Annotated in this window: 19 protein-coding genes and 4 riboswitches; of the genes, 2 read left to right on the forward strand and 17 right to left on the reverse strand. The window is 31.2% G+C overall.

The features are described 5' to 3' along the window. Positions 1–160: 160 nt before the first annotated feature. The 12 genes from CLAU_RS01435 to CLAU_RS01490 form a co-directional block, all read right to left on the reverse strand. Complete coding sequence (locus tag CLAU_RS01435) at positions 161–814, reverse strand: riboflavin synthase (protein ID WP_023161767.1); 654 nt, start codon at positions 812–814, stop codon at positions 161–163. 15 nt (positions 815–829) lie between these two features. Beyond that, positions 830–1,948, reverse strand: coding sequence for a bifunctional diaminohydroxyphosphoribosylaminopyrimidine deaminase/5-amino-6-(5-phosphoribosylamino)uracil reductase RibD (gene ribD / locus CLAU_RS01440; RefSeq protein ID WP_023161768.1), 1,119 nt, complete (start codon positions 1,946–1,948; stop codon positions 830–832). Between the two features lie 171 nt (positions 1,949–2,119). Beyond that, positions 2,120–2,235: riboswitch (FMN riboswitch) on the reverse strand. A gap of 96 nt (positions 2,236–2,331) precedes the next feature. Continuing rightward, positions 2,332–3,987, reverse strand: coding sequence for a methyl-accepting chemotaxis protein (locus CLAU_RS01445; protein ID WP_013238860.1), 1,656 nt, complete (start codon positions 3,985–3,987; stop codon positions 2,332–2,334). A 20-nt stretch (positions 3,988–4,007) separates the two neighbouring features. Continuing rightward, positions 4,008–4,499 carry a chemotaxis protein CheW gene (locus CLAU_RS01450; protein ID WP_013238861.1) on the reverse strand — a complete coding sequence of 164 codons (492 nt, stop codon included), beginning with the start codon at positions 4,497–4,499 and terminating at the stop codon, positions 4,008–4,010. A 28-nt stretch (positions 4,500–4,527) separates the two neighbouring features. Next, positions 4,528–6,513, reverse strand: coding sequence for a chemotaxis protein CheA (locus tag CLAU_RS01455; protein ID WP_013238862.1), 1,986 nt, complete (start codon positions 6,511–6,513; stop codon positions 4,528–4,530). Positions 6,514–6,538: 25 nt separating this feature from the next. Then, complete coding sequence (locus CLAU_RS01460; RefSeq protein ID WP_013238863.1) at positions 6,539–6,901, reverse strand: response regulator; 363 nt, start codon at positions 6,899–6,901, stop codon at positions 6,539–6,541. Between the two features lie 298 nt (positions 6,902–7,199). Further along, entirely contained in the window at positions 7,200–7,406 is a 207-nt protein-coding gene (locus CLAU_RS01465) for a TOBE domain-containing protein (RefSeq protein WP_013238864.1), read from the reverse strand. Positions 7,407–7,502: 96 nt separating this feature from the next. Further along, positions 7,503–8,567 carry a sulfate/molybdate ABC transporter ATP-binding protein gene (locus tag CLAU_RS01470; protein WP_013238865.1) on the reverse strand — a complete coding sequence of 355 codons (1,065 nt, stop codon included), beginning with the start codon at positions 8,565–8,567 and terminating at the stop codon, positions 7,503–7,505. Positions 8,568–8,569: 2 nt separating this feature from the next. Next, positions 8,570–9,256: a molybdate ABC transporter permease subunit gene (gene modB / locus CLAU_RS01475; RefSeq protein WP_013238866.1), complete on the reverse strand. Its 687-nt coding sequence runs from the start codon at positions 9,254–9,256 to the stop codon at positions 8,570–8,572. 26 nt (positions 9,257–9,282) lie between these two features. After that, complete coding sequence (gene modA, locus CLAU_RS01480; RefSeq protein WP_023161769.1) at positions 9,283–10,104, reverse strand: molybdate ABC transporter substrate-binding protein; 822 nt, start codon at positions 10,102–10,104, stop codon at positions 9,283–9,285. 501 nt (positions 10,105–10,605) lie between these two features. After that, complete coding sequence (locus CLAU_RS01485; RefSeq protein ID WP_013238868.1) at positions 10,606–12,288, reverse strand: MutS-related protein; 1,683 nt, start codon at positions 12,286–12,288, stop codon at positions 10,606–10,608. 31 nt (positions 12,289–12,319) lie between these two features. Then, positions 12,320–12,793: an HAD family hydrolase gene (locus CLAU_RS01490; RefSeq protein WP_013238869.1), complete on the reverse strand. Its 474-nt coding sequence runs from the start codon at positions 12,791–12,793 to the stop codon at positions 12,320–12,322. 219 nt (positions 12,794–13,012) lie between these two features. Here CLAU_RS01490 and CLAU_RS01495 point away from each other — a divergent pair, with 219 nt between their 5' ends. Both CLAU_RS01495 and CLAU_RS01500 read left to right on the forward strand, forming a co-directional pair. Next, positions 13,013–13,945 (forward strand): metal ABC transporter substrate-binding protein, encoded by a 933-nt coding sequence (locus CLAU_RS01495; protein ID WP_013238870.1) that lies wholly within the window; start codon positions 13,013–13,015, stop codon positions 13,943–13,945. A gap of 61 nt (positions 13,946–14,006) precedes the next feature. Then, a riboswitch (ZMP/ZTP riboswitch) is annotated at positions 14,007–14,087 on the forward strand. A 59-nt stretch (positions 14,088–14,146) separates the two neighbouring features. Beyond that, the gene (locus CLAU_RS01500; protein ID WP_420806597.1) at positions 14,147–15,316 is read left to right on the forward strand and encodes a phosphoribosylaminoimidazolecarboxamide formyltransferase; all 1,170 of its coding nucleotides are present in this window, start codon (positions 14,147–14,149) and stop codon (positions 15,314–15,316) included. Between the two features lie 232 nt (positions 15,317–15,548). Then, a riboswitch (cobalamin riboswitch) is annotated at positions 15,549–15,725 on the reverse strand. 98 nt (positions 15,726–15,823) lie between these two features. Here the strand turns inward: CLAU_RS01500 and CLAU_RS01505 are convergent. The 5 genes from CLAU_RS01505 to CLAU_RS01525 all read right to left on the reverse strand — a co-directional run bounded on the left by CLAU_RS01505 (position 15,824) and on the right by CLAU_RS01525 (position 19,744). Continuing rightward, positions 15,824–16,183: a hypothetical protein gene (locus CLAU_RS01505; RefSeq protein ID WP_013238872.1), complete on the reverse strand. Its 360-nt coding sequence runs from the start codon at positions 16,181–16,183 to the stop codon at positions 15,824–15,826. A 2-nt stretch (positions 16,184–16,185) separates the two neighbouring features. Beyond that, a complete protein-coding gene (locus CLAU_RS01510) occupies positions 16,186–16,860 on the reverse strand; it encodes an energy-coupling factor ABC transporter permease (protein WP_013238873.1) in 675 nt (224 codons plus the stop codon). A gap of 151 nt (positions 16,861–17,011) precedes the next feature. Then, positions 17,012–17,186, reverse strand: a riboswitch (cobalamin riboswitch). 97 nt (positions 17,187–17,283) lie between these two features. Beyond that, positions 17,284–18,252 carry a sugar phosphate isomerase/epimerase family protein gene (locus CLAU_RS01515; protein ID WP_013238874.1) on the reverse strand — a complete coding sequence of 323 codons (969 nt, stop codon included), beginning with the start codon at positions 18,250–18,252 and terminating at the stop codon, positions 17,284–17,286. 13 nt (positions 18,253–18,265) lie between these two features. Next, positions 18,266–18,973, reverse strand: a complete 708-nt coding sequence (locus CLAU_RS01520) for an HlyD family secretion protein (RefSeq protein ID WP_013238875.1) — start codon at positions 18,971–18,973, stop codon at positions 18,266–18,268. An 18-nt stretch (positions 18,974–18,991) separates the two neighbouring features. Continuing rightward, positions 18,992–19,744, reverse strand: coding sequence for an efflux RND transporter periplasmic adaptor subunit (locus CLAU_RS01525; RefSeq protein WP_242825728.1), 753 nt, complete (start codon positions 19,742–19,744; stop codon positions 18,992–18,994). Between the last annotated feature and the right edge of the window lie 9 nt (positions 19,745–19,753).

Here is a 19,753-nt window from a genome sequence, read left to right on the forward strand (position 1 = left end):
CCGCTTTCTCTTTAAAGTTTTGTTTCTCCCACTAAGTTTAGATGAATTATCTAGGGGCGTAGCTACTGTTATACACAGCATAAGAACTCTAAATCGCTGAAGCTCAAGAGTTCTAATATCTCTCACTTTGATAGAAGTGGGAGGTTACAGTAGGTAGCCATCAGATAAAGCCATATTCCTTTAGTTTTAAAGCATCTATACTGCCGCTTTTTTCTGGCTCTTTTTTTGGATTCAAAACCATTTTTTCTACATATTTTCCTATTAAATCACACTCTATATTTACTAAATCTCCTATTTTTTTATAATCTAAAATAGTTTCCATCTTAGTATGGGGTATAAGAGACACACTGAAACAATTTTTATTTAATTCTGCTACAGTAAGGCTCACACCATCTATAGTCACGGAACCTTTTCGTACTATATATCTAAGTAAATCATAAGACGCTTCTATGTCTATCCAGGTTGAGATGTCCTCTTCTCTCACATCTACAATTTTTCCAGTACCATCTATATGTCCACTTACTATATGTCCACCTAATCTGTCTCCAAGCCTTAGGGCCCTTTCCAGGTTAACTTTGCTTCCTATTTTTAAATTTTTTAAACTGCTCATTCTCAAAGTTTCAGCCATAATATCTACAGTAAAAGAATTCTTTTTTAAATCAACTACAGTAACACAAGTTCCATTTACAGCAATGCTATCTCCCAGTTTAACTCCATCTAGTAAATTTCCTACTTTTATGGACACTTTTGAAGAGTTTCTTCCCCTTGATATTTTTAATATTTCTCCTATTTCTTCTACTAGACCAGTAAACAAGTTTATCCCTTCTTTCTAATTTTCAGCATTTATTACATAGGCTTGTATCATAATGTCCTCTCCCACATTTTCTGCACATATATCTTTTAATTTTATACTGTCTGAGAGGTTTTCAATTCCATATCCTTCAACTGAAGTTTTAGCATTCTTACCTCCAAGTATTTTAGGTGCAATAAAATAAATAACTTTATTTACAATTCCAGACTTCAGTGCAGAAAAATTAAGTTCTGAGCCTCCCTCAACAAGTACACTATCTATACCCATTTCTCCAAGTTTTTTAGTTAAATATTTTAAATCTACCCTTCCTTCTTTATTTTCTGTACAGACAACTATATTTACTCCCATAGCTTTTAAAGACTCTGCCTTGACCTTATCAAACTTTTCTGTACATGCTATTATTATTTCTCTTTCACGAGAAGTTTTGAAAATTTGAGATTCAACAGGCACTCTCAGCTTTGAGTCTACAATTACAGCCTTAGGACTTTTACACTTTTCTTCAAGCCTTGTAGTTAAAAGAGGATCATCTAAAATCACAGTACCTACTCCAACCATAATTGCCATAACTCTATTTCGCATCTTGTGAACTTTTAACCTTGATTTTTCACCTGTTATCCACTTAGATTCACCACTAACTGTAGCTATTTTTCCATCTAAAGTAACTCCAGATTTTAAAATTACAAAAGGTAACTTTGACTTTATATAACTCATAAATATCTCATTTATTTTTACAGCTTCTCTTTCCATAACCCCGGTAACCACTTCTATGTTTTCATCTCTTAAAATTTTTACACCTCTCCCTGATACAAGAGGATTTGGATCTACACTTCCTATTACTACCTTTTTTATTCCAGCTTCTACTATAGCTTTTGCACAAGGTGGAGTTTTTCCATAATGTGAACAAGGTTCTAACGTTACATACAGATCTGCACCTTGTGCATTATCTCCTGCTTCTCTAAGTGCATATACTTCTGCATGAGCCCCTCCAAAGAACCTATGATAACCTTTCCCTATTATCTTTCCATTTTTAACTATCACAGCTCCCACAAGGGGATTTGGATTCACAAATCCTTTTCCCAATAAAGCTAGTTTTAAAGCTTCTTTCATATACTTTTCATCTGTATTTTCTTTTTCCATAAGATTCACTTCCATAATTAAATTATATATTTATTTACTTTTTTATAAAAATATTACATTATGTACTTATAGTAATCCTAATTTTCTTGAAATTTTGCATATAAAAATTCCCTGAAATAACCTTCAGGGAATAAAATTACAAAACATATAAAAACATAGCCTAAACTATATCTTTACTTTCTTTTATCCAGACTTTACTGTCGGTACTGGAATCAAACCAGTTCATGCTATAAAAGCTCGCGGACTATACCGCCGATCGGGAATTTCACCCTGCCCCGAAAGTTTAACTTTATTAAGTTTTATTATGTTTTCAATATATACCTATTTTTTTCTATTGTCAATGGTAATCTCCCAATTTTTTATGTTTTTTTGTATTAATATCCCTAGTCTCCTAAATCAATTCCATGATATTTCTTTTTTGCCTTCATATCTTTTAACATATTAAGTACTTCTGGATTTATATTTTCCACTTTATCATAACTAGAATTTATTCTTCTTATTTTAAATTTCTTAACTTGCTCTAGCATAATATCTGCCTGATTTGAAAGTTCTTGACTTGCCGCTGCACTCTCTTCAGATGTAGCAGAATTTTCTTGAATCACCTGAGATACTTCCATTATTCCACTGCTAATCTGTTCTGCACCAGTAGCCTGCTCTTTAGAAGCTACTGCTATGCTTTCCACAAAATCTGCTACCTTTGTAACTCCTTCTACAATCTCACCAAGAGCTTCAGCTGTTTCATTTGCAATCTTAGTACCTTTATCCACCTTTTTAATAGAATCTTCTATTAGTGCAGTAGTTTCTTTTGCAGCATCCCGTGACTTTGCAGCTAAATTTCTTACTTCCTCAGCAACTACCGCAAATCCTTTTCCATACCTACCTGCCCTCGCAGCTTCAACAGCAGCGTTTAAAGCCAGAATATTTGTCTGAAAGGCAATATCATCTATGGCCTTTATAACTTTAGATATATTCCCCGAAGCTGCATTTATATCATCCATACTTTTAAGCATTTCATCCATATGTGAATTTCCCTTAACTGCATTATCTTTCACATGTTCAGTCAATTCATTTGCCTTAACTGCATTATTTGCATTAAGCCTTATTTGTGAAGAAATCTCTTCTACAGAAGCCGTTAATTCCTCCACAGAACTTGCTTGTTCCGTAGATCCTTCTGAAAGAGCTATACCTGAATCTGATACTTGTTTAGCACCGACAGCCACCTGATTTGCCGCAGCTTGAATATTTGTTACAACTTCATTTAAATTGTCATTCATCTTTTTAGATGCCTTTGCAAGTATTCCTATTTCGTCTTTTCCACTAATATCTATATTTACATTTAGATCTCCATTTGAAACTTTATCTGTAGAAAGCATAAGCTCTCTAATTGGTCTTATTATGGATAGTGAAATAATTGTTCCTAGTAATGCAGCAGCAATCACTCCTATAACTATAAAAATTATAATTAGTTTTCCGGTTGCACTGGCTGTTTTATCATTGTTCTGTGAAAAGCTTTCTGCAAGATTTTCTTTTAAACTTATAACCGTTTTCAAATTATTTGCCACATCACTCTGTGCTGCATTAAGCTTGCTGTGAATTAGACTTACTGCACCTTTGTTATCACCTTTTTTTACCGCATCAATAATTTCATTAGCTATTTCCATATACTTTGCTTTAGAAGATTTAAGATTTCCAGTTGCCTGTTTCCCGGAATCAGTTAAAAGTGTCTTTGAAAATTCATCTAATTGACTATCAAAATCCAAGCTAGATGAATTCACCTTATTTATATATTGATTCATATCCGATTGATTATCTGCTAAAATAGCATCTCTTAAATGTGCTCTTATATCTCCATAAGATGAATTAAGTCCAGTCAACTCTCCGAGTGGCACTGTCATATTTTTATATAATTGAGTGTCTAAATCATTGATTTTATTCATATTGATTAATCCGAATATCCCAATTATACACATTACAAGTACAATTAACGCAAATCCTACAAATAGTCTTATACCTATTTTTAAATTGTTAAATAATTTCACACCCATCCACTCCTTTTATATTAAATATTACTTAAGCTATCTGTATCTCCATGGTTTAACAGTTTATCGCAATCTAAAAGCAATTTTACATTATCTTGAACTTTCCCTATGCCTTTTATAAATTTATTTCTAATTTTGCTAATTTCTGGAGGATCTACAATTTCGCAATCAGGTATATCTATTACCTCGGAGACACCATCTACAATAAGTCCTACATAAATGTCCTCAATCTGAATTACAATAATGCATGTTCTATCATTATATTCTATTGCCTCCTTTTTAAATCTTAACCTAATATCCATTACTGGTATTATTTTGCCTCTTAAATTTATAATTCCCTTTATATATTCTGGTAGTTCAGGTATTTCACTTATTGGTTGAATTCCTATTATTTCAATAACGTATTTAATTTCTATACCATAAAACTCTTTTTCAAGAGTAAAAGTAAGATATTTATTCTTTTGAGTATCTTCTTCTTCAACTAAGCTATCATCTACTACAATTTCTGACATATTTATATTCTCCTTTCACTGCGCACTTTTATTTACCAAGCATATTTACAAGTTCACCTATATCAAGTATTAAACTAATACTCCCATCTCCAAGGAGGGTACACCCTGAAAGTCCATCTATATTTTTTACTTTTTTTATATAGTTAGGCAAACACTTTACTACAACCTGCTGTTGTCCAGCTAATTCATCTGCAAATATGCACAATCCCATATTGTCTTTTTCTACCATGACAATTATTCCATCTTCTAAATTTTTAACGTCAGTTTTTATATTGTATAATTTGTGTATACGGATAAGAGGATAACATTTACCCCTCACCATTATCATTTCGCCGCTGTCCATATTAGAAATCACATTGTTTTTTTCCACACTAAAAAGCTCTTTTATAGACGTAATAGGAATAGTATAATAGGAATTTCCTACCCTTATATTCATACCATCTATAATTGCAAGGGTTCGAGGTATTTTCATCGTTATGGTAGACCCACTATTTTCCAAACTATCTATTGAAACTGATCCACATACATTTTGAATATTTTTAACTACTACATCCATACCAACCCCTCTGCCACTAAATTCTGTAACATTTTCATTAGTGGAAAACCCTGGAATAAAAATTAAATTATAGATTTCCTGGTCGCTCATTTCTTCTGGATTTTTCTTAAGTATCCCATTTGAAATAGCTTTTTCTAATATGCTCTTCCTATCTAATCCTCTGCCATCGTCTTTTACAATTACAACAACATCATTTCCTTCATTTTTTGCTTCTAAGGTAACAGTTCCATTTTCACTTTTTCCAAGACACTTTCTATCTTCTATTGATTCTATTCCGTGATCAATGGAATTTCGCACCAAATGCATAAGGGGATCTGATATGTGTTCAATTATATTTTTATCTACCTCAGTATCCTCTCCAATTAATTTTAAATGAACTTGCTTATTTAACTTTTTACTCATATCATGTACTATACGATTCATTTTGTGAAATACTATAGATATAGGTACCATCCTTACAGACATTATCACATCCTGAAGCTCACTTGTAATTTTATGAAGCTGTCTTGAAGATTTTTCAAAATTATTCAGTTTCATCCCCTTTAAATCAGAATTTTGAGTAACCATAGCTTCGGCAATAACCATTTCCTCTACTAGATACATTAGCTTATCTAGCTTGTCCACTTTTACATTTATAAAATCTTGTATAATTGATTTATCTTTCGTATTTTCATCACATACGTTTATGCCTTGATTGGATTTAGTAGACTGCTGAAGCTGTTCAGCATCTTCTAGCTGTTCAAGTTTAAAGGTTTTTAAGAAAACTGCCTGGTTTAAAATTTCACAAAGTTCATCATAAGATTTATAGGATTTTATAAATATTTTAAAACCGCTTTCATGTATTGTTTTACAAGTATCATCATTTTCCATTATATCTTTAGGTATATAGTTAATCTCTTCTGAAAACTCTCTCAAAGTTTCCACTACAGTATAAGCCCTCAAGTTTTCCATTTCACAGTCGTCTTCAAAAAATATAAGTGCCTCATATCTATTAGTCAATTTGATTTCTTCATTTCTATTTTCTGTACTAATGTTCTCCTTAGGTTTTTGATTTTGTAACTCCATAAGAAAATTTTTATTGTACTCTATTATAGAATCACAGTTGCCATCCACTTTATTCCCATTTTTTATTTTTTCAAGTTCCACTTTTATAAAATCCACACATTTTAAAATCAAGTCTGATAAACTTTCGTAATCTACATCTTTAGGTTTCTCTTCTCTGAGAAAATAAAACAAATCTTCTATAGAATGAGCCAACTTTGAAATATACTCATAGGACATCATAGCGGATGATCCTTTTATTGTATGCATAATGCGAAATATCTCATTGATAGTTTCTTCCGAATAGCAATTTCCACTTTCATTTTCCAATATCAATGTTTCAAGTTGATCAATAAGCTGGGATGTCTCAAATATATAGGATTCAAGTATGACATCATCTGAGCTTTTATCTGACACAATTTACCACCCCTAGTTTCAATATTTAAACTGATAATACTTTATTAAGTGCTTTAACCAATTGATCCTCCTTAAAAGGTTTAACAATAAATGACCTAGCACCACTAACTATTGCTCTTTTAACCATAGCTTCTTGTCCCATTGCAGTTATCATAACAACCTTAGCTTTATTATCATATTCTCTGATTTTTTTAAGTGCCTCAATTCCATCCATATCAGGCATCGTAATATCCATTGTTACAATATCAGGATTATATTGCTTATATTTAGTAATTGCCGAAACTCCATTTTTAGCTTCTCCAATAACCTCAAATCCATTTTTAGACAGCATAGTTTTTAGAGATATCCTCATAAAAGATGCATCATCAACAATAAGTACTTTTGACATAAATTTTTCCCCCTTATAATCAAATTTTAAAATCAATTTAATTATTAACTATATTTTTCTATATTATCTCCATTTGTTTATAAATTCTACATCTATGTCTATTTTCATTTATTTTTTGTTTTTTTATTATAAAAAATATAAATATATTAAAATTTGCATTATTGTCATGTAATTCACCTTATATAGCAATGCATAAAGTTACATTCTTAAATAGAAATGCATAAAAAAATTAGCAAGTTATGTAATAAACATTACTTGCTAATTTAGTAAATAATCTGGCTATTTAATTGAAAGTTCCTTAAGCCATAATAATTACTGAAGAAGCCTTAACAAGTGCTGTAACTTCAGAACCAACTTTAATTCCTAAATTTTTAATGGATTCCATTGTAATAATTGAGCATATAGTTGTTCCATTTCCTAAGTCTACTATAACCTCACCATTTACAGCTCCTTCTTTAATTTCAGAAACTTTTCCTTTTAACTGATTTCTTGCACTGATTTTCATATTAAATTACCTTCTTTTTAATATATTTTATAGTGTTTTTACCTCAATAAAATAAAAACCACAAGATAGTTGTAGTTTACCCCTATCTTGCAGTTTTTATTCAATCAAAAATAAATTGTCTTTGTCTATATATATATTCCAGGGCTGGCTAATTTTTTTCAGTGCAACCCAATTTTCCTTTGGAATTTCCCACAGTAAACTTTTAGTCTTAGTATATGTTTTCTCCTCTACACTGTCCAAATAAATTGAAACTGTAAAAGGACTTTCATTTATATGGTTTACACAGCATTTAAATATATTTTCATTTTTATTATCATCTGCTAATTCAACATAATGTGCTCTAATTCCCATGTAGGATACCTTACCTTCAATTTTATCCTTAACTTTAAGAGTACATCCCCAATCTACAGCTTCTATAGTATGTTCATCTACCACTTCAACCTTAGATATATTTTTGCACCCTGTAAGCTGTGCTGCTGAAACAGTAGGAGGATTTTTGAATATATAATCTCTATCTCCAAAAGCTTCTACTTTACCTCTATTAATTACCGCTATATTTTTGCAAATACGATATATCTCATCTCTATTATGAGACACAAATACCGTATGTCCATTATAATTGGACAATATATGTATAAGTTGTTCTTCCATTTTACTTCTCAGATGAGTATCTAATGCAGAGAAAGGTTCATCTAATAGAAGTATTTCAGGCTCTATTGCAAGGGCCCTGGCAATAGCAACCCTCTGCTGCTGCCCTCCTGAAAGCTGACTTGGAAATCTCCTCTCCAATCCTTTAAGATTCATCATATTTATCTTTTCAGAAATTATCTTATTTTTCTTATCTTTATCCATATCTTGCAATCCAAACCCTATGTTTTGTTCTACATTCATGTTTGGAAATAGGGCATAATTTTGAAATAAGAAACCCACTTTTCGTTTTCTACTTGGAATATTTATTTTTTTATCAGAATCATATAGTACTTTTTCATTTAATACTATTTTTCCCCTATCAGGCGTATCTAACCCAGCAATAAACTTAAGTGTCATACTTTTACCAGATCCCGAAGCTCCTAAAAGTCCTATTATATTTTTTTCATTATTAAACTTTACTTTTAAACTAAACCCTGGTAACTTCTTTTCAATATCTACATACAGTCCCATTTTTAATTTCTCCTAACACCGTATATATTTTTCTGTTGATAGTCATTCCAATAATTCATAAGTAAAATGACTATAGTTGAGATTGCAACTATTAACAGCACCCACATAAAAGCTTTATCCATCTCTCCATTTTCAGCTGCAAAATAAATAGCTATAGGAATAGTTTCAGTTTTGTTAGGTATATTACCTGCTATCATTAAAGTAGCTCCAAATTCTCCAAGAGCCCTTGCAAAAGAAAGAACTGTAGCTGCCCCTATTCCTGGCCAGGCAAGAGGCAGTACAACTTTCCAAAAAACTTTCCATTCAGAAACACCTAATGTTCTTGCTGCACTTACAATATTCCTATCTATCTGCTCAAAAGCTGCCTTTGTAGTTTTATACATAAGAGGAAAAGCTATAACAGCTGCCGCTATTACCGTAGCAGGCCAAGAAAAAATTATATTGATTCCAATTTTAGAAAGTAATTTACCTATAGGACTATTTATTCCAAATATAAGGAGTAGAAAGAATCCTGCCACCGTAGGTGGCAGAACAAGTGGGAGGGTAAGTATAGTATCCAAAATATTTCTTAACTTTCCATTATAATTTACCATTAAATAAGCTACTGCAATTCCTATAAAAAAAGTTATAAATGTAGCCGTAAATGTAGTTTTTAACGAAATCCATACAGGCGAAGCATCAAAATTCATAAACTTATCCTCTCCATTACAATAAATTATTTTCCAAGTTTAAATCCATACTTTTGAAATACGGCTTTAGCTTTATCACTTGATAAAAATTTAAGAAAATCTTTAGCTTGAGTAGGATTTTTACTAGCTTTAACTACAGCTGTTGGATATACTACAGCCTTGTGAGAGTTTTCAGGTGCCGTAGCTACAATATTTACTTTCTTTGATACTAATGCATCAGTTTTATAAACTATACCAGCATCTACATTTCCTGTCTCAACCCAGGTCAAAACTTCTTTTACATCCTTACCATAAATAGCTTTTGGTTGAACCTTATCCATTATCTTTAAATTTGTAAGTATTTCCTGGGAATATTGTCCTACTGGTACACTTTTAACTTCTCCAAGAGCTACTTTTTTAACCTTATCACTTGCTAAATCGTTAAAACTCTTAACATTAGAAGATGAATTTTTAGGTACTATAAGAACTACATCATTTTTTAAAAGATTAGTTATAGTATCGTTTACTAGCAAATTTTTACCTTTTAATGCATCCATCTGTTTTGTTGCTGCAGACATAAATATATCTGCTGGTGCTCCTTGTTCAATTTGCTGTTGAAGAGTCCCTGCTGCTCCAAAATTATATGTAATAGTAACATTCGGATGATCTTTTGCATATAACTGTTTGATTTCATTCATAGAATCCTTTAAACTTGCAGCAGCAGATACAGTTAAAGTCACTGCTTTTTCTTGTTTTGTAGAGGAATCTGACTTTTTTTCACTTGAACTCTGACTACCGCCGCAACCTGCTGCCATGGTTGTGACAATTAAAACCAGAATGAGTACTAAACTTTTTTTTAGTTTTTTCATTAAAACACCCCCAGCGTTTAAAACTTATATTATTTTTCAGTGAATCATAACATAACATTATATAGAGTTATACAAAGGAACATTTTATTCCATAATATAGTGTTTTATTATGATATATCTATTATATCATCTACTTAAGCAATTATTCAACCCGTTTGTAAACATTGTCATAAAAACATTATAATAATACTTAACATAAAAGCATTCAATTATAAATTGAATGCTCACTATTATAATTATATAATCAACTCTGTTATTTTCAAAAACTTTGCAAAGCTTTTGAAAATAGCAAAGTTCAAATAACAAAGAACAAATAAAGACGATTTCCGTCGTACCTGAGTAAATCTATAATTTAATATTTTCTTACGTTAGGAAAAAAATTATCCTTATTTGATATTTGAACTTTGTTCTTTAAAAAATTGTTTAGCAATTTTTTATATTAATTCAAACTTTTATATGTACCAAAGTTGGATTATATACTTATTATATATAATATTGAAATTATTCTGCTTCCCATATACCTTCAGTTAAAAATTTGTTTGCCTTATCCTGTGCCTTTTTTACAATAGCATCATTATATCCTAAAATGCCTAAAAGCTTTATTGCATTTTGAGTGGTAGCCCTTCCTTCATGGATTCTATAATCAAACTTTATTTCATTATTTTCAATACTTTCTTGAAAATGATAATTCTCAAAATACCTTTCAAGTATATGAGTAAGCTCCACATCATGGGTAGCTGCAATGCATATACAGTTATTTAAAGTTAAATATTTTAGCACTTGAGAAGAAGCTGAAATTCTCTCTACAGTATTGGTTCCTCGTAAAATTTCATCTACAAAACATATAGTAGGTATATCCTCATTTAAATTATCTATAATTCTCTTTAAAGATTTAGTTTCTACTATATAATAACTTTCATTGCTAAATATGTCGTCTTTCAAAGCCATAGATGTATATATTTTGAAATAACAGCATTTAAATTCTGAAGCAAGACAGGTATATATTGTCTCCGCTAAAATAATATTTATAGCTACTGTTTTTAAAAAAGTTGATTTACCTGATGCATTGGACCCTGTAATTAAAATGGAATCTGAAATCTCTATGGAGTTCGGCACAGATTTTTCCATAAGAGGATGTCTTATATCTTTAAACACATTCACATTTTCCTGCTTTCTTCTGCATTTAGTAAGCTCTGGAGTAACATAATTTTTTATTCTTCTCCTGTAAGCTGCAATAGACATACAGCTGTCTATCACTCCAATTACTTCAAATATTACTTTAAACTCACTGTTTCTTTCCATAAGGGCATTTGACATTTTTTCATAATTAATTAAATCCGTGAGTAAAAACATACTAGTATACTCAGCTATTATCCCTACATCTGTACCATTATTTTTTGAAGCAAAAGAAAGTCTTTTTATAGATCTTAGTTCTTTAAGAGCCTCCTTTAATTTTTTATTGTAATCTTTAAACTCCTTTACATCTTCTTTCAAAATATCTCCAGCATATTTTACTATTTTAAGTATGTACATAAAGGATTCAAATTTATGCTTTATCTTATTTTTTTCTTTGTAATATACAAATATATTGTAGGAAAAGGACAATATAATAGTAGCGAGTCCTATATATGGATTTAGAAATATTAATCCTACACCTGCAAAGGGGATCAAAGACAAAATTCTGTAGTAGAACAGTAATGATTTTCTCTTATTACCCTTATTGTAAAAGTAATCAGTTATAAAACAAGCCCTATTTTTGCCTAGTTTGGCAAGTATATATTGTATACTTTTTCTCTCTTTATCATTATTCTGAAAAAATTTTATCAATTCATCTCTATGTTTAAGTTTCTCCTCATCATATATAGGTTCTCTTAATATATTGTATAAATACTGTTCTCCAGGACTACTTTCTGTATTGTTTATTTTTTTAAAAATACTGTCCATATCAAGATCTTTCCAGGTAATTTCATCAATAAAAACTGTTCCTTTTTCCACTTCTTTTCTATTATTAAAGTATTCCGCTGTACTCTTTAGGTCATCTTCCGTATATTTTTCTTCAAACTCTGCACCCCAATCATTTTCTATTCTTCTCCTAATTTCATTATTTGACTTAATGTTTGAAAATACTGAGATTAATATGCTCACTAATATAATAGCAGCTATGTATCCGAGTACAACCCACATATTTATTCCTCCTTCTATTTTTTACTTTTGCTTAAGTTCTAAGTGTAGCTCTAATTCTATCATTGTTTAACAATAAATCTATAGCATCTAAAATATTTGTAACTGCTATATCAGATTCTAGCAAAGATTTAGTAAAGCATCCTTCTCTCCCAATAACACAAATAGATATAATACTATTTTTAAACATTTCTAGATCATTTCTTCCATTGCCAACAGATGCGGTAACATCACATCCTAGCTTTTCAACCATATACTTTTTATCTTTAGATGAATCTTCTTTATTAAATACTTTAGCCTTAACTGGAAGACCCTGGCACTGATTTTTTACAGTTCCGTAAGTATCTGCTGTAATCACATAAATATTAACGCCTTTGCCTGCCAACTCCTTTAATTTATCCCCCACAGAATCAATTAAAATCCCGTCTTGTCCAAGAGTACCATTAAAATCAAAAATAACATTTTTTATGGTAATACTCCTGCTGCCGGGTATATCAAATACTATCATTTTTAATTATCCCCTTTATAGCATTTTGCAAATTACTTAATTTTACTGTAAACTATTCAAACATAACTTGTCAATGTTAACTTTACCATCATATTCCTAAAGATAAACAGATTTCTAAGTTTCTAGTATTTATTGACAAATTCCTTTTCAGCTAGTAATATTATATATGCAAATGCAATTTGTTTGCATTTGCATATATAATATTTTAGGAGGAAGTTTATGCTTAAAAGAAATACACCCATTAAGTTTACAATACTAGCCCTTATTTTTACCTGCATTATTTTCATTTTGGGAGGTTGTGCTGCGGGAACAGCTTCAAATAATACTAAAGAATCCAAATCCAAAATAAAAGTAGTTGTATCCTTTAACGCAATGAGAGAATTTACTTCAGCTATTGGAAAGAATAAAATTGATATTATTACAATGATACCTGCTGGCACAGAGCCTCACGATTTTGAACCAACTGCAAAAGATTTCAAAAACTTAAGTGATGCCAATGTGTTTATATATAATGGATTGGGTATGGAATCCTGGAAAGACAAGGTTTTAAAATCTATAAATAATAAAGATTTAATTGCAGTAGATACTTCAAAAGGTTCAGTTCCAATTAAAAATACTGATAATGATGAAACGAAAGAGCATGGGCAATACGACCCTCATATGTGGCTAAGTCTAAAAAATGCCAAGAATCAATCTAAAAGCATAAAAGATGCCTTAATTAAAGCAGATCCATCAAACAAAAACTTTTACGAAAAAAATTACAATGATTTTTCAAAACAACTTGATGATTTGTACAGCGAATATAACAAAAAATTTCAGACAGTTTCAAATAAAAGTTTTGTAACAGGACATGCTGCTTTTGCATATCTCTGCAGAGATTTTGGTTTAAAACAAAATAGTGTAGAAGATGTATTTGCAGAAGGAGAACCCTCCCCTAAAAAATTAGAGGGACTTGTAAACTATTGTAAACAAAATAAAATAAAAACTATCTTTGTGGAAGACATGGTAAGCCCTAAAGTATCAAATACCCTTGCAAAAGAAGTTGGAGCAAAAGTAGAAAAAATATATACAATAGAGGGAAATGAAGATAATAAAAATTACATACAAAGTATGAAATATAATTTACAAATGATTTATAACAGCTTAAAATAAATTCTTCAACAATTTGTTTGACATGACATTTTCAATATAATATAATTTAATAAATTGCATAAAATAATCATGTAACTGGCGGAAATGGAGTTTACCATAGGGAGCATGATTAAAAAAGATATCGACCGCCTGGGTAAATTATATAATTTGCCCAGGTTTTTTTATGCTTAAATTTAAAATGGAGGTATTTTATAAATGGAAATGAATGAATTTGTACTTAAATATGGGTGCAACCCACACCAAAAACCTGCAAGAGTTTATATGAAAGAAGGTACTCTTCCCTTTAAGATATTAAACGGAAGACCAGGATATATCAATCTTATGGACGCCTTTAATTCCTGGCAACTTGTAAAGGAACTTAGAAATGCCACAGGACTTTGTAGTGCTGCTTCTTTTAAGCATGTAAGCCCTGCAGGTGCTGCAGTTGCAGTGCCTCTAAATGATGTATTAAAAAAGGCATATGCAGTTTCAGATATGGAACTCTCCCCTGCAGCTATTGCCTATTCAAGAGCAAGAGGAGCAGACAGGATGTCCTCCTATGGAGATTTTGCAGCTATAAGTGATGAAGTTGACTTATCTGCTGCTAAAATACTTAAAGCATCGGTTTCAGATGGAATAATTGCCCCATCCTACAGCAAGGAAGCACTAGAGCTTCTAAAGACAAAGAAAAAAGGAAACTACTGTATAATTCAAATTGATCCAAATTATGAACCAGAAGAAATGGAAAAAAGAGAGATATTTGGAGTAACTTTTGAACAAAAAAGGGATGATGCAGTTATAACGGATGATCTTTTAAAAAACATAGTAACAGATAATAAGAATATGCCAGAAAGCGCTAAAAGAGATCTTCTAATTTCAATGATCACCCTAAAATATACACAATCTAACTCAGTTTGTTTTGCAGTAGACGGTCAGGTAATTGGAGTTGGAGCAGGTCAGCAGTCAAGAGTTCACCGTACACGACTTGCTGCATCAAAAGCAGATATATGGTTTTTAAGACAACATCCGACGGTACTATCCCTTCCTTTTAAAGAAGGACTTAAAAGGCCTGAAATGGATAATGTAATAGATCAGTATCTCCGTGATGACGTAACTCCTGAAGAAACTATAGGATGGAAAGATGTATTTACTGAAATTCCTAAAAAGCTTACTTTAGATGAAAAAAAAGATTGGCTTTCAAAACTTCAAGGTGTATCTTTAGGATCTGATGCATTTTTCCCATTTAGAGATAATATAGATAGAGCTTCTAAAAGCGGTGTGAAGTATATTGTTCAGCCAGGTGGTTCTATAAGAGATGATATTGTAATAAAAACTTGTAACGACTATAATATGGTAATGTCATTTTCAAATTTAAGATTATTTCATCATTAATTTAGATTATCTAAGTGGCTAAATTTAAAGTTTGATTAATGATATATAAAAAAACTGCTGTTGCACACCATTGCAACAGCAGTATTAAAGGGATTAGATATGTTTAAGTTAACACCAATATATAAAAAGGGACTTCTTTTGGAAGTCCCTAATTAACACATTACATAGCCATATCAATTTTATAACAACATAGCCTAAAAATTACTAATGCATTAATCTTTCCCTCCGAAAGATTATTTCAAAAGTATAGGCAGGTCTCCTGACTATAGGATCATCCTCTTTAATTCCTTCCCGGAATACTCCAGTGGAAATTTAAAATCGTCACCCAATACAGTAGCGGGGGCTGTAATGGAATTTCACCATTTTCCCTTTTAATTACCTATGTAAACCACATACTTTACTATTTGATTATGTTTATATTATATACTTACGCCATTCATTTGTCAAGTAAAATGCATTAAATATTTTAATTATAAAAAAATTCTGTAATAATGATTCGTTTATACTCTACTCTTTCTCTAAAGATTTTTTATTTGACTTTGATTTGCCAAATATTTTCTCCCAATGATGTCCAACTATCAATCCTGCACAAAAATTTGCCACAGAAAAAGCTCCTACTTCTGCATCACCAGGCAATTCAATAAATGGATGGTGATCTGCTTTAATTTTGTTTGAAGCCATGGTGTTTACCTTGTCATCAGTGCCACCAGCCTCCATGTTATGACTGCTCATATACTTACCTGCTCCAAATATAAGAACCAACAAAATTAACAATACCGTTAGAATAGATTTAGTAAATCCATCTATAAATTTAATGCTTGTACCTTTCTTATTTTCTATATCTACTGCATTTGTAGTTGATTTCATCGCTATCTTGCCTCCTTATATTTCCGTCCAAGTACATCTGGCATTAAATCAGGACGCCTACTTACCATAACCTGCAGAATTACAGCTGTAAATACTGCTTCGCCTATAGCTAGAGGTATTTGAGTAGGTCCAAACCCTGCAAAAAATATCATCCACTGCTTCACTATAGGAATATGTCCATGCAAACTTATTGCAAGTTCCAAAGCTGCTACCAAATATGTAACTATATCTCCAACAAAACCTGCCACTCCAGCTGCAAGCCATATAGGGCTTTTAAAATGCCTTAAAACCTTCCAGCAAAAATATCCTGAAATTCCTCCTGCAATACCCATTGAAAAATCATTGGCACCTATAGTTGTAATACCACCATGTCCCAAAAATATGGCTTGAAAAAACAATCCAATAGCTGAGATTACAGCAGTAGCTAGTGGTCCTACTACAATAGCTGCCAGTGGTGTGCCGCAAGGATGAGAACAGGAACCGGTTACAGGTACAGGAAAGTGCATGCAAGAAATAACAAATACTGCCACTCCCATCATAGCAAGAAAAGGTTTATAATATAAATTCTCCTTTACTCTTCTTTTAATCTCTTTAACGCCCGGTACAATAAACATGGCACTTATTACATACCATGTACCCCAGGCCTGTGGTGATAAAATTCCATCTTCAATATGCATTTTATAAAGCCTCCAATTTTAATAAATTGCATCGTTTACTATATAGTAAACGATTTTAACCCTCTTAGACTAGACTAAGAGGGTTAAAATGTATAATAACAAATTAATATACTAAAATTAAGTCACCTCCCTATCACTCGTAGAGCTTAATGGTTCCTAAACAATATAGGCAGGTCTTCTGACTTAAGATCATCATCCTTATAGCCTTCCCAGTTTCCCAGTGACATATAAATAAGGACTCCTTTTTCACAGCGGCGGGACCGTGCAGACTTTTCATCTGGCTTCCCTTTTCAGCATAATAATGCACCTATATCTTTTTTATATTCTTTTATGATAATTACTGTAAAATTACACCATGTAATTATTTATGTTAATTCTCTCACAAATCCTCTTTTATGTCAAGTATGCTCTTTAATGTACCTATTATAATAAACAAGCTTCATCTTGAGTGTCAATATATTTTTCCAGCTCTCCAATAGAGTTTCCAACAAGCTCATAGACAAGATACTCAGGTTTTACAAAATCCAGCAGCTTTTTTACACAAGTATCTGTAAAAGGCTTATGACTGTCTATATTAAAAACATGCATAAATATTTCTTCACTCATTGGAGGTAATATAAACTCTTTTCCTCTTGTGTTATTTATTTTTTTCATTACATATTCACCTGATAAAGAACAATTAAGATGTATAACCTTTATCAAATTTTTTAATTCTCTTAAATTTTTTACAGTATTTATTATATATTCGATTCCCTGTTTTTCACTTTTAAGATGCAAATTTGTATTCATTAAATGTGATGTATCCAATACAAATCCTTTATTTGAATAATTAACTTTATCTAATAACCTATATGCATTTTCATAACTTAACATGGTGAATCCAGGCCACCACTCATTTTCAAATAGTAATTTTATGTTTGTATCCATGCCTTTAAAAACTTCATTTATTAGATCACTAGCAGCATCTATAATTTCTTCATCAGTATATGTAAAATCATAATTGAAAACATGCTTTTCTTGTACATGAGCTACATGAAGAACAGCATATTCTGCACCAATCTTATCAGCCATTTTGATCTCTTTTTTATAATGCTCTATCATAATTTCTCTGTTAGTACCACCATAATATTTTTCAATAACATCCAAACTTTTGAATTGTTTTAAAAGTTCCTGTGTATTATTATTCCAAAAATCTAGCCATGTAGGATAATACTTTAAATGGACACCTTTAACAAGGTTACATGGAATAATATTTTCATCTAGTCCTATGGGATGCAAAAGCTCAATACCATCCATTTTATGTTTTTTTAAAAAGTTTATGATATTATTTTTATTACAATGAAATCTTTCAACATCATAATTATATGTAGATAAATTCATTAACTTCAACAATTTTCCACACTTCCTATTTACTTTTAGTATTTTGGTTTACTACACAAATTTTTATAGAGGCATTAGTGCCCAATGTAAGTTGATTTTTTAATTTTTTAGAATTATCAAATATAATTTTTACAGGTATTTTTTCAACTTTTCTGTTATGCTTTCTGTCAGTTGAATATGCTGTGGGATTTAACGCATCTTCTGTCATTTCACTTATAGATTTTATTTTTCCTTGAAACTTTTGTGAGCCATATTCATCTATAGTTATTTGAACAGGTTGTCCAACCTTTAATCTTCTTATTTTTGTTTCATCTATCTTTGCAGTAACATAAAAGTTTTCAGGATCTGCTAAAAGTACCGCAGTTTTTCCTGGTGATAAAACTTCCCCTGCATTCACTTCCTTTTTTACAACAATACCGCTAATAGGTGATTTTATTAAAGATTGTTCTATGCTAGAATCCGGGAGATTACCCATATCCTGACGTGCCAATATTTCATCTTTGCTAACTAAATCTCCTTCATTTACATTAAATTGTAATACTTTTCCTTGAATTTGTGAACCCACTTTAATCACATCTGCCGTAACTTTTGCATCATCAGTAGCTACATAATACACGTGTTCATATACATAATAGGAAACCCAACCAATAGCTATTATTAAAACTGCTGCTAATATTCCTATAACCACTTTTTTACGATTTTTAACTATATTAATGACTGTACCAAATTTCATATTAACCCACCTTTTTCATTATTTCAATCCAACCTCTGCAAACATACCTGGTTTTAAAAGTCCATTTTTACTATTTAAAGTTACCTTCACAAGAACATCCTGGCTCTGTGAATTCACTTTTGAATTTATGACAGCTATCTTTCCTAAAAACCTATTATCTGAGATATCTGGTACTTTTATCACTACACTCTGCCCAACTTGAATTTGATTTAAAACGTTTATTGGTACATATACATTTACATAGAGATTATCTGCATTAACTATTGAAATAAGTGGTTTACCTGGAATAACCATATCTCCTACATTAATGTTTTGCGAACTTACTATACCCGAAATAGGTGCTGTAATAGAGGCATCTTTTAAAGATGCCTCTGAAGTTTTTAATTGAGCTTGGGCCTGAGCCAGCTCAGATTGATATTGAGAAATATTAGATGCAGTTGAAGTAGCTGCACTAGATAAGTTTGTCTGTACTGCATTTACTGCTGACTTAGCCTGATCAACCTTGCTCTGTAAATCTGATGTATCTAATTTGATAACAACATCTCCCAAATTTACCTTTTTACCTAATTCTGTGGACATTTCAGAAACTCTTCCGGAAATATTAGAAGTTATATCTACACTGTCATTTGTTGCAATCTTTCCACCCATTATAAAGGTAGTATCAGAATTTGATATAGCTAAGTTTGTAGATTTAGTATTATTTGTAGAACTACATCCACTAAAAAATATTCCAATAGCTAAACAAAATAAAATAGATTTTTTCAACTGCATTCTCCCATG

Source organism: Clostridium autoethanogenum DSM 10061 (assembly GCF_001484725.1).
Lineage (GTDB): Bacteria > Bacillota > Clostridia > Clostridiales > Clostridiaceae > Clostridium_B > Clostridium_B ljungdahlii.

What these genes read in the sequence shown, in the direction of transcription:
- CLAU_RS01470 (WP_013238865.1), bottom strand. Translation starts at nt 8,567, where the DNA reads ATGGGACTGTATGTAGATATTGAAAAGAAGTTACCAGGGTTTAGTTTA.
- CLAU_RS01460 (WP_013238863.1), bottom strand. Translation starts at nt 6,901, where the DNA reads ATGTCAAAAGTACTTATTGTTGATGATGCATCTTTTATGAGGATATCT.
- CLAU_RS01520 (WP_013238875.1), bottom strand. Translation starts at nt 18,973, where the DNA reads ATGAAATTTGGTACAGTCATTAATATAGTTAAAAATCGTAAAAAAGTG.
- CLAU_RS01450 (WP_013238861.1), bottom strand. Translation starts at nt 4,499, where the DNA reads ATGTCAGAAATTGTAGTAGATGATAGCTTAGTTGAAGAAGAAGATACT.
- modB (WP_013238866.1), bottom strand. Translation starts at nt 9,256, where the DNA reads ATGAATTTTGATGCTTCGCCTGTATGGATTTCGTTAAAAACTACATTT.
- CLAU_RS01525 (WP_242825728.1), bottom strand. Translation starts at nt 19,744, where the DNA reads ATGCAGTTGAAAAAATCTATTTTATTTTGTTTAGCTATTGGAATATTT.
- CLAU_RS01505 (WP_013238872.1), bottom strand. Translation starts at nt 16,183, where the DNA reads ATGAAATCAACTACAAATGCAGTAGATATAGAAAATAAGAAAGGTACA.
- CLAU_RS01495 (WP_013238870.1), top strand. Translation starts at nt 13,013, where the DNA reads ATGCTTAAAAGAAATACACCCATTAAGTTTACAATACTAGCCCTTATT.
- CLAU_RS01465 (WP_013238864.1), bottom strand. Translation starts at nt 7,406, where the DNA reads ATGAAAATCAGTGCAAGAAATCAGTTAAAAGGAAAAGTTTCTGAAATT.
- CLAU_RS01510 (WP_013238873.1), bottom strand. Translation starts at nt 16,860, where the DNA reads ATGCATATTGAAGATGGAATTTTATCACCACAGGCCTGGGGTACATGG.
- ribD (WP_023161768.1), bottom strand. Translation starts at nt 1,948, where the DNA reads ATGGAAAAAGAAAATACAGATGAAAAGTATATGAAAGAAGCTTTAAAA.
- modA (WP_023161769.1), bottom strand. Translation starts at nt 10,104, where the DNA reads ATGAAAAAACTAAAAAAAAGTTTAGTACTCATTCTGGTTTTAATTGTC.
- CLAU_RS01500 (WP_420806597.1), top strand. Translation starts at nt 14,147, where the DNA reads ATGAATGAATTTGTACTTAAATATGGGTGCAACCCACACCAAAAACCT.
- CLAU_RS01485 (WP_013238868.1), bottom strand. Translation starts at nt 12,288, where the DNA reads ATGTGGGTTGTACTCGGATACATAGCTGCTATTATATTAGTGAGCATA.
- CLAU_RS01490 (WP_013238869.1), bottom strand. Translation starts at nt 12,793, where the DNA reads ATGATAGTATTTGATATACCCGGCAGCAGGAGTATTACCATAAAAAAT.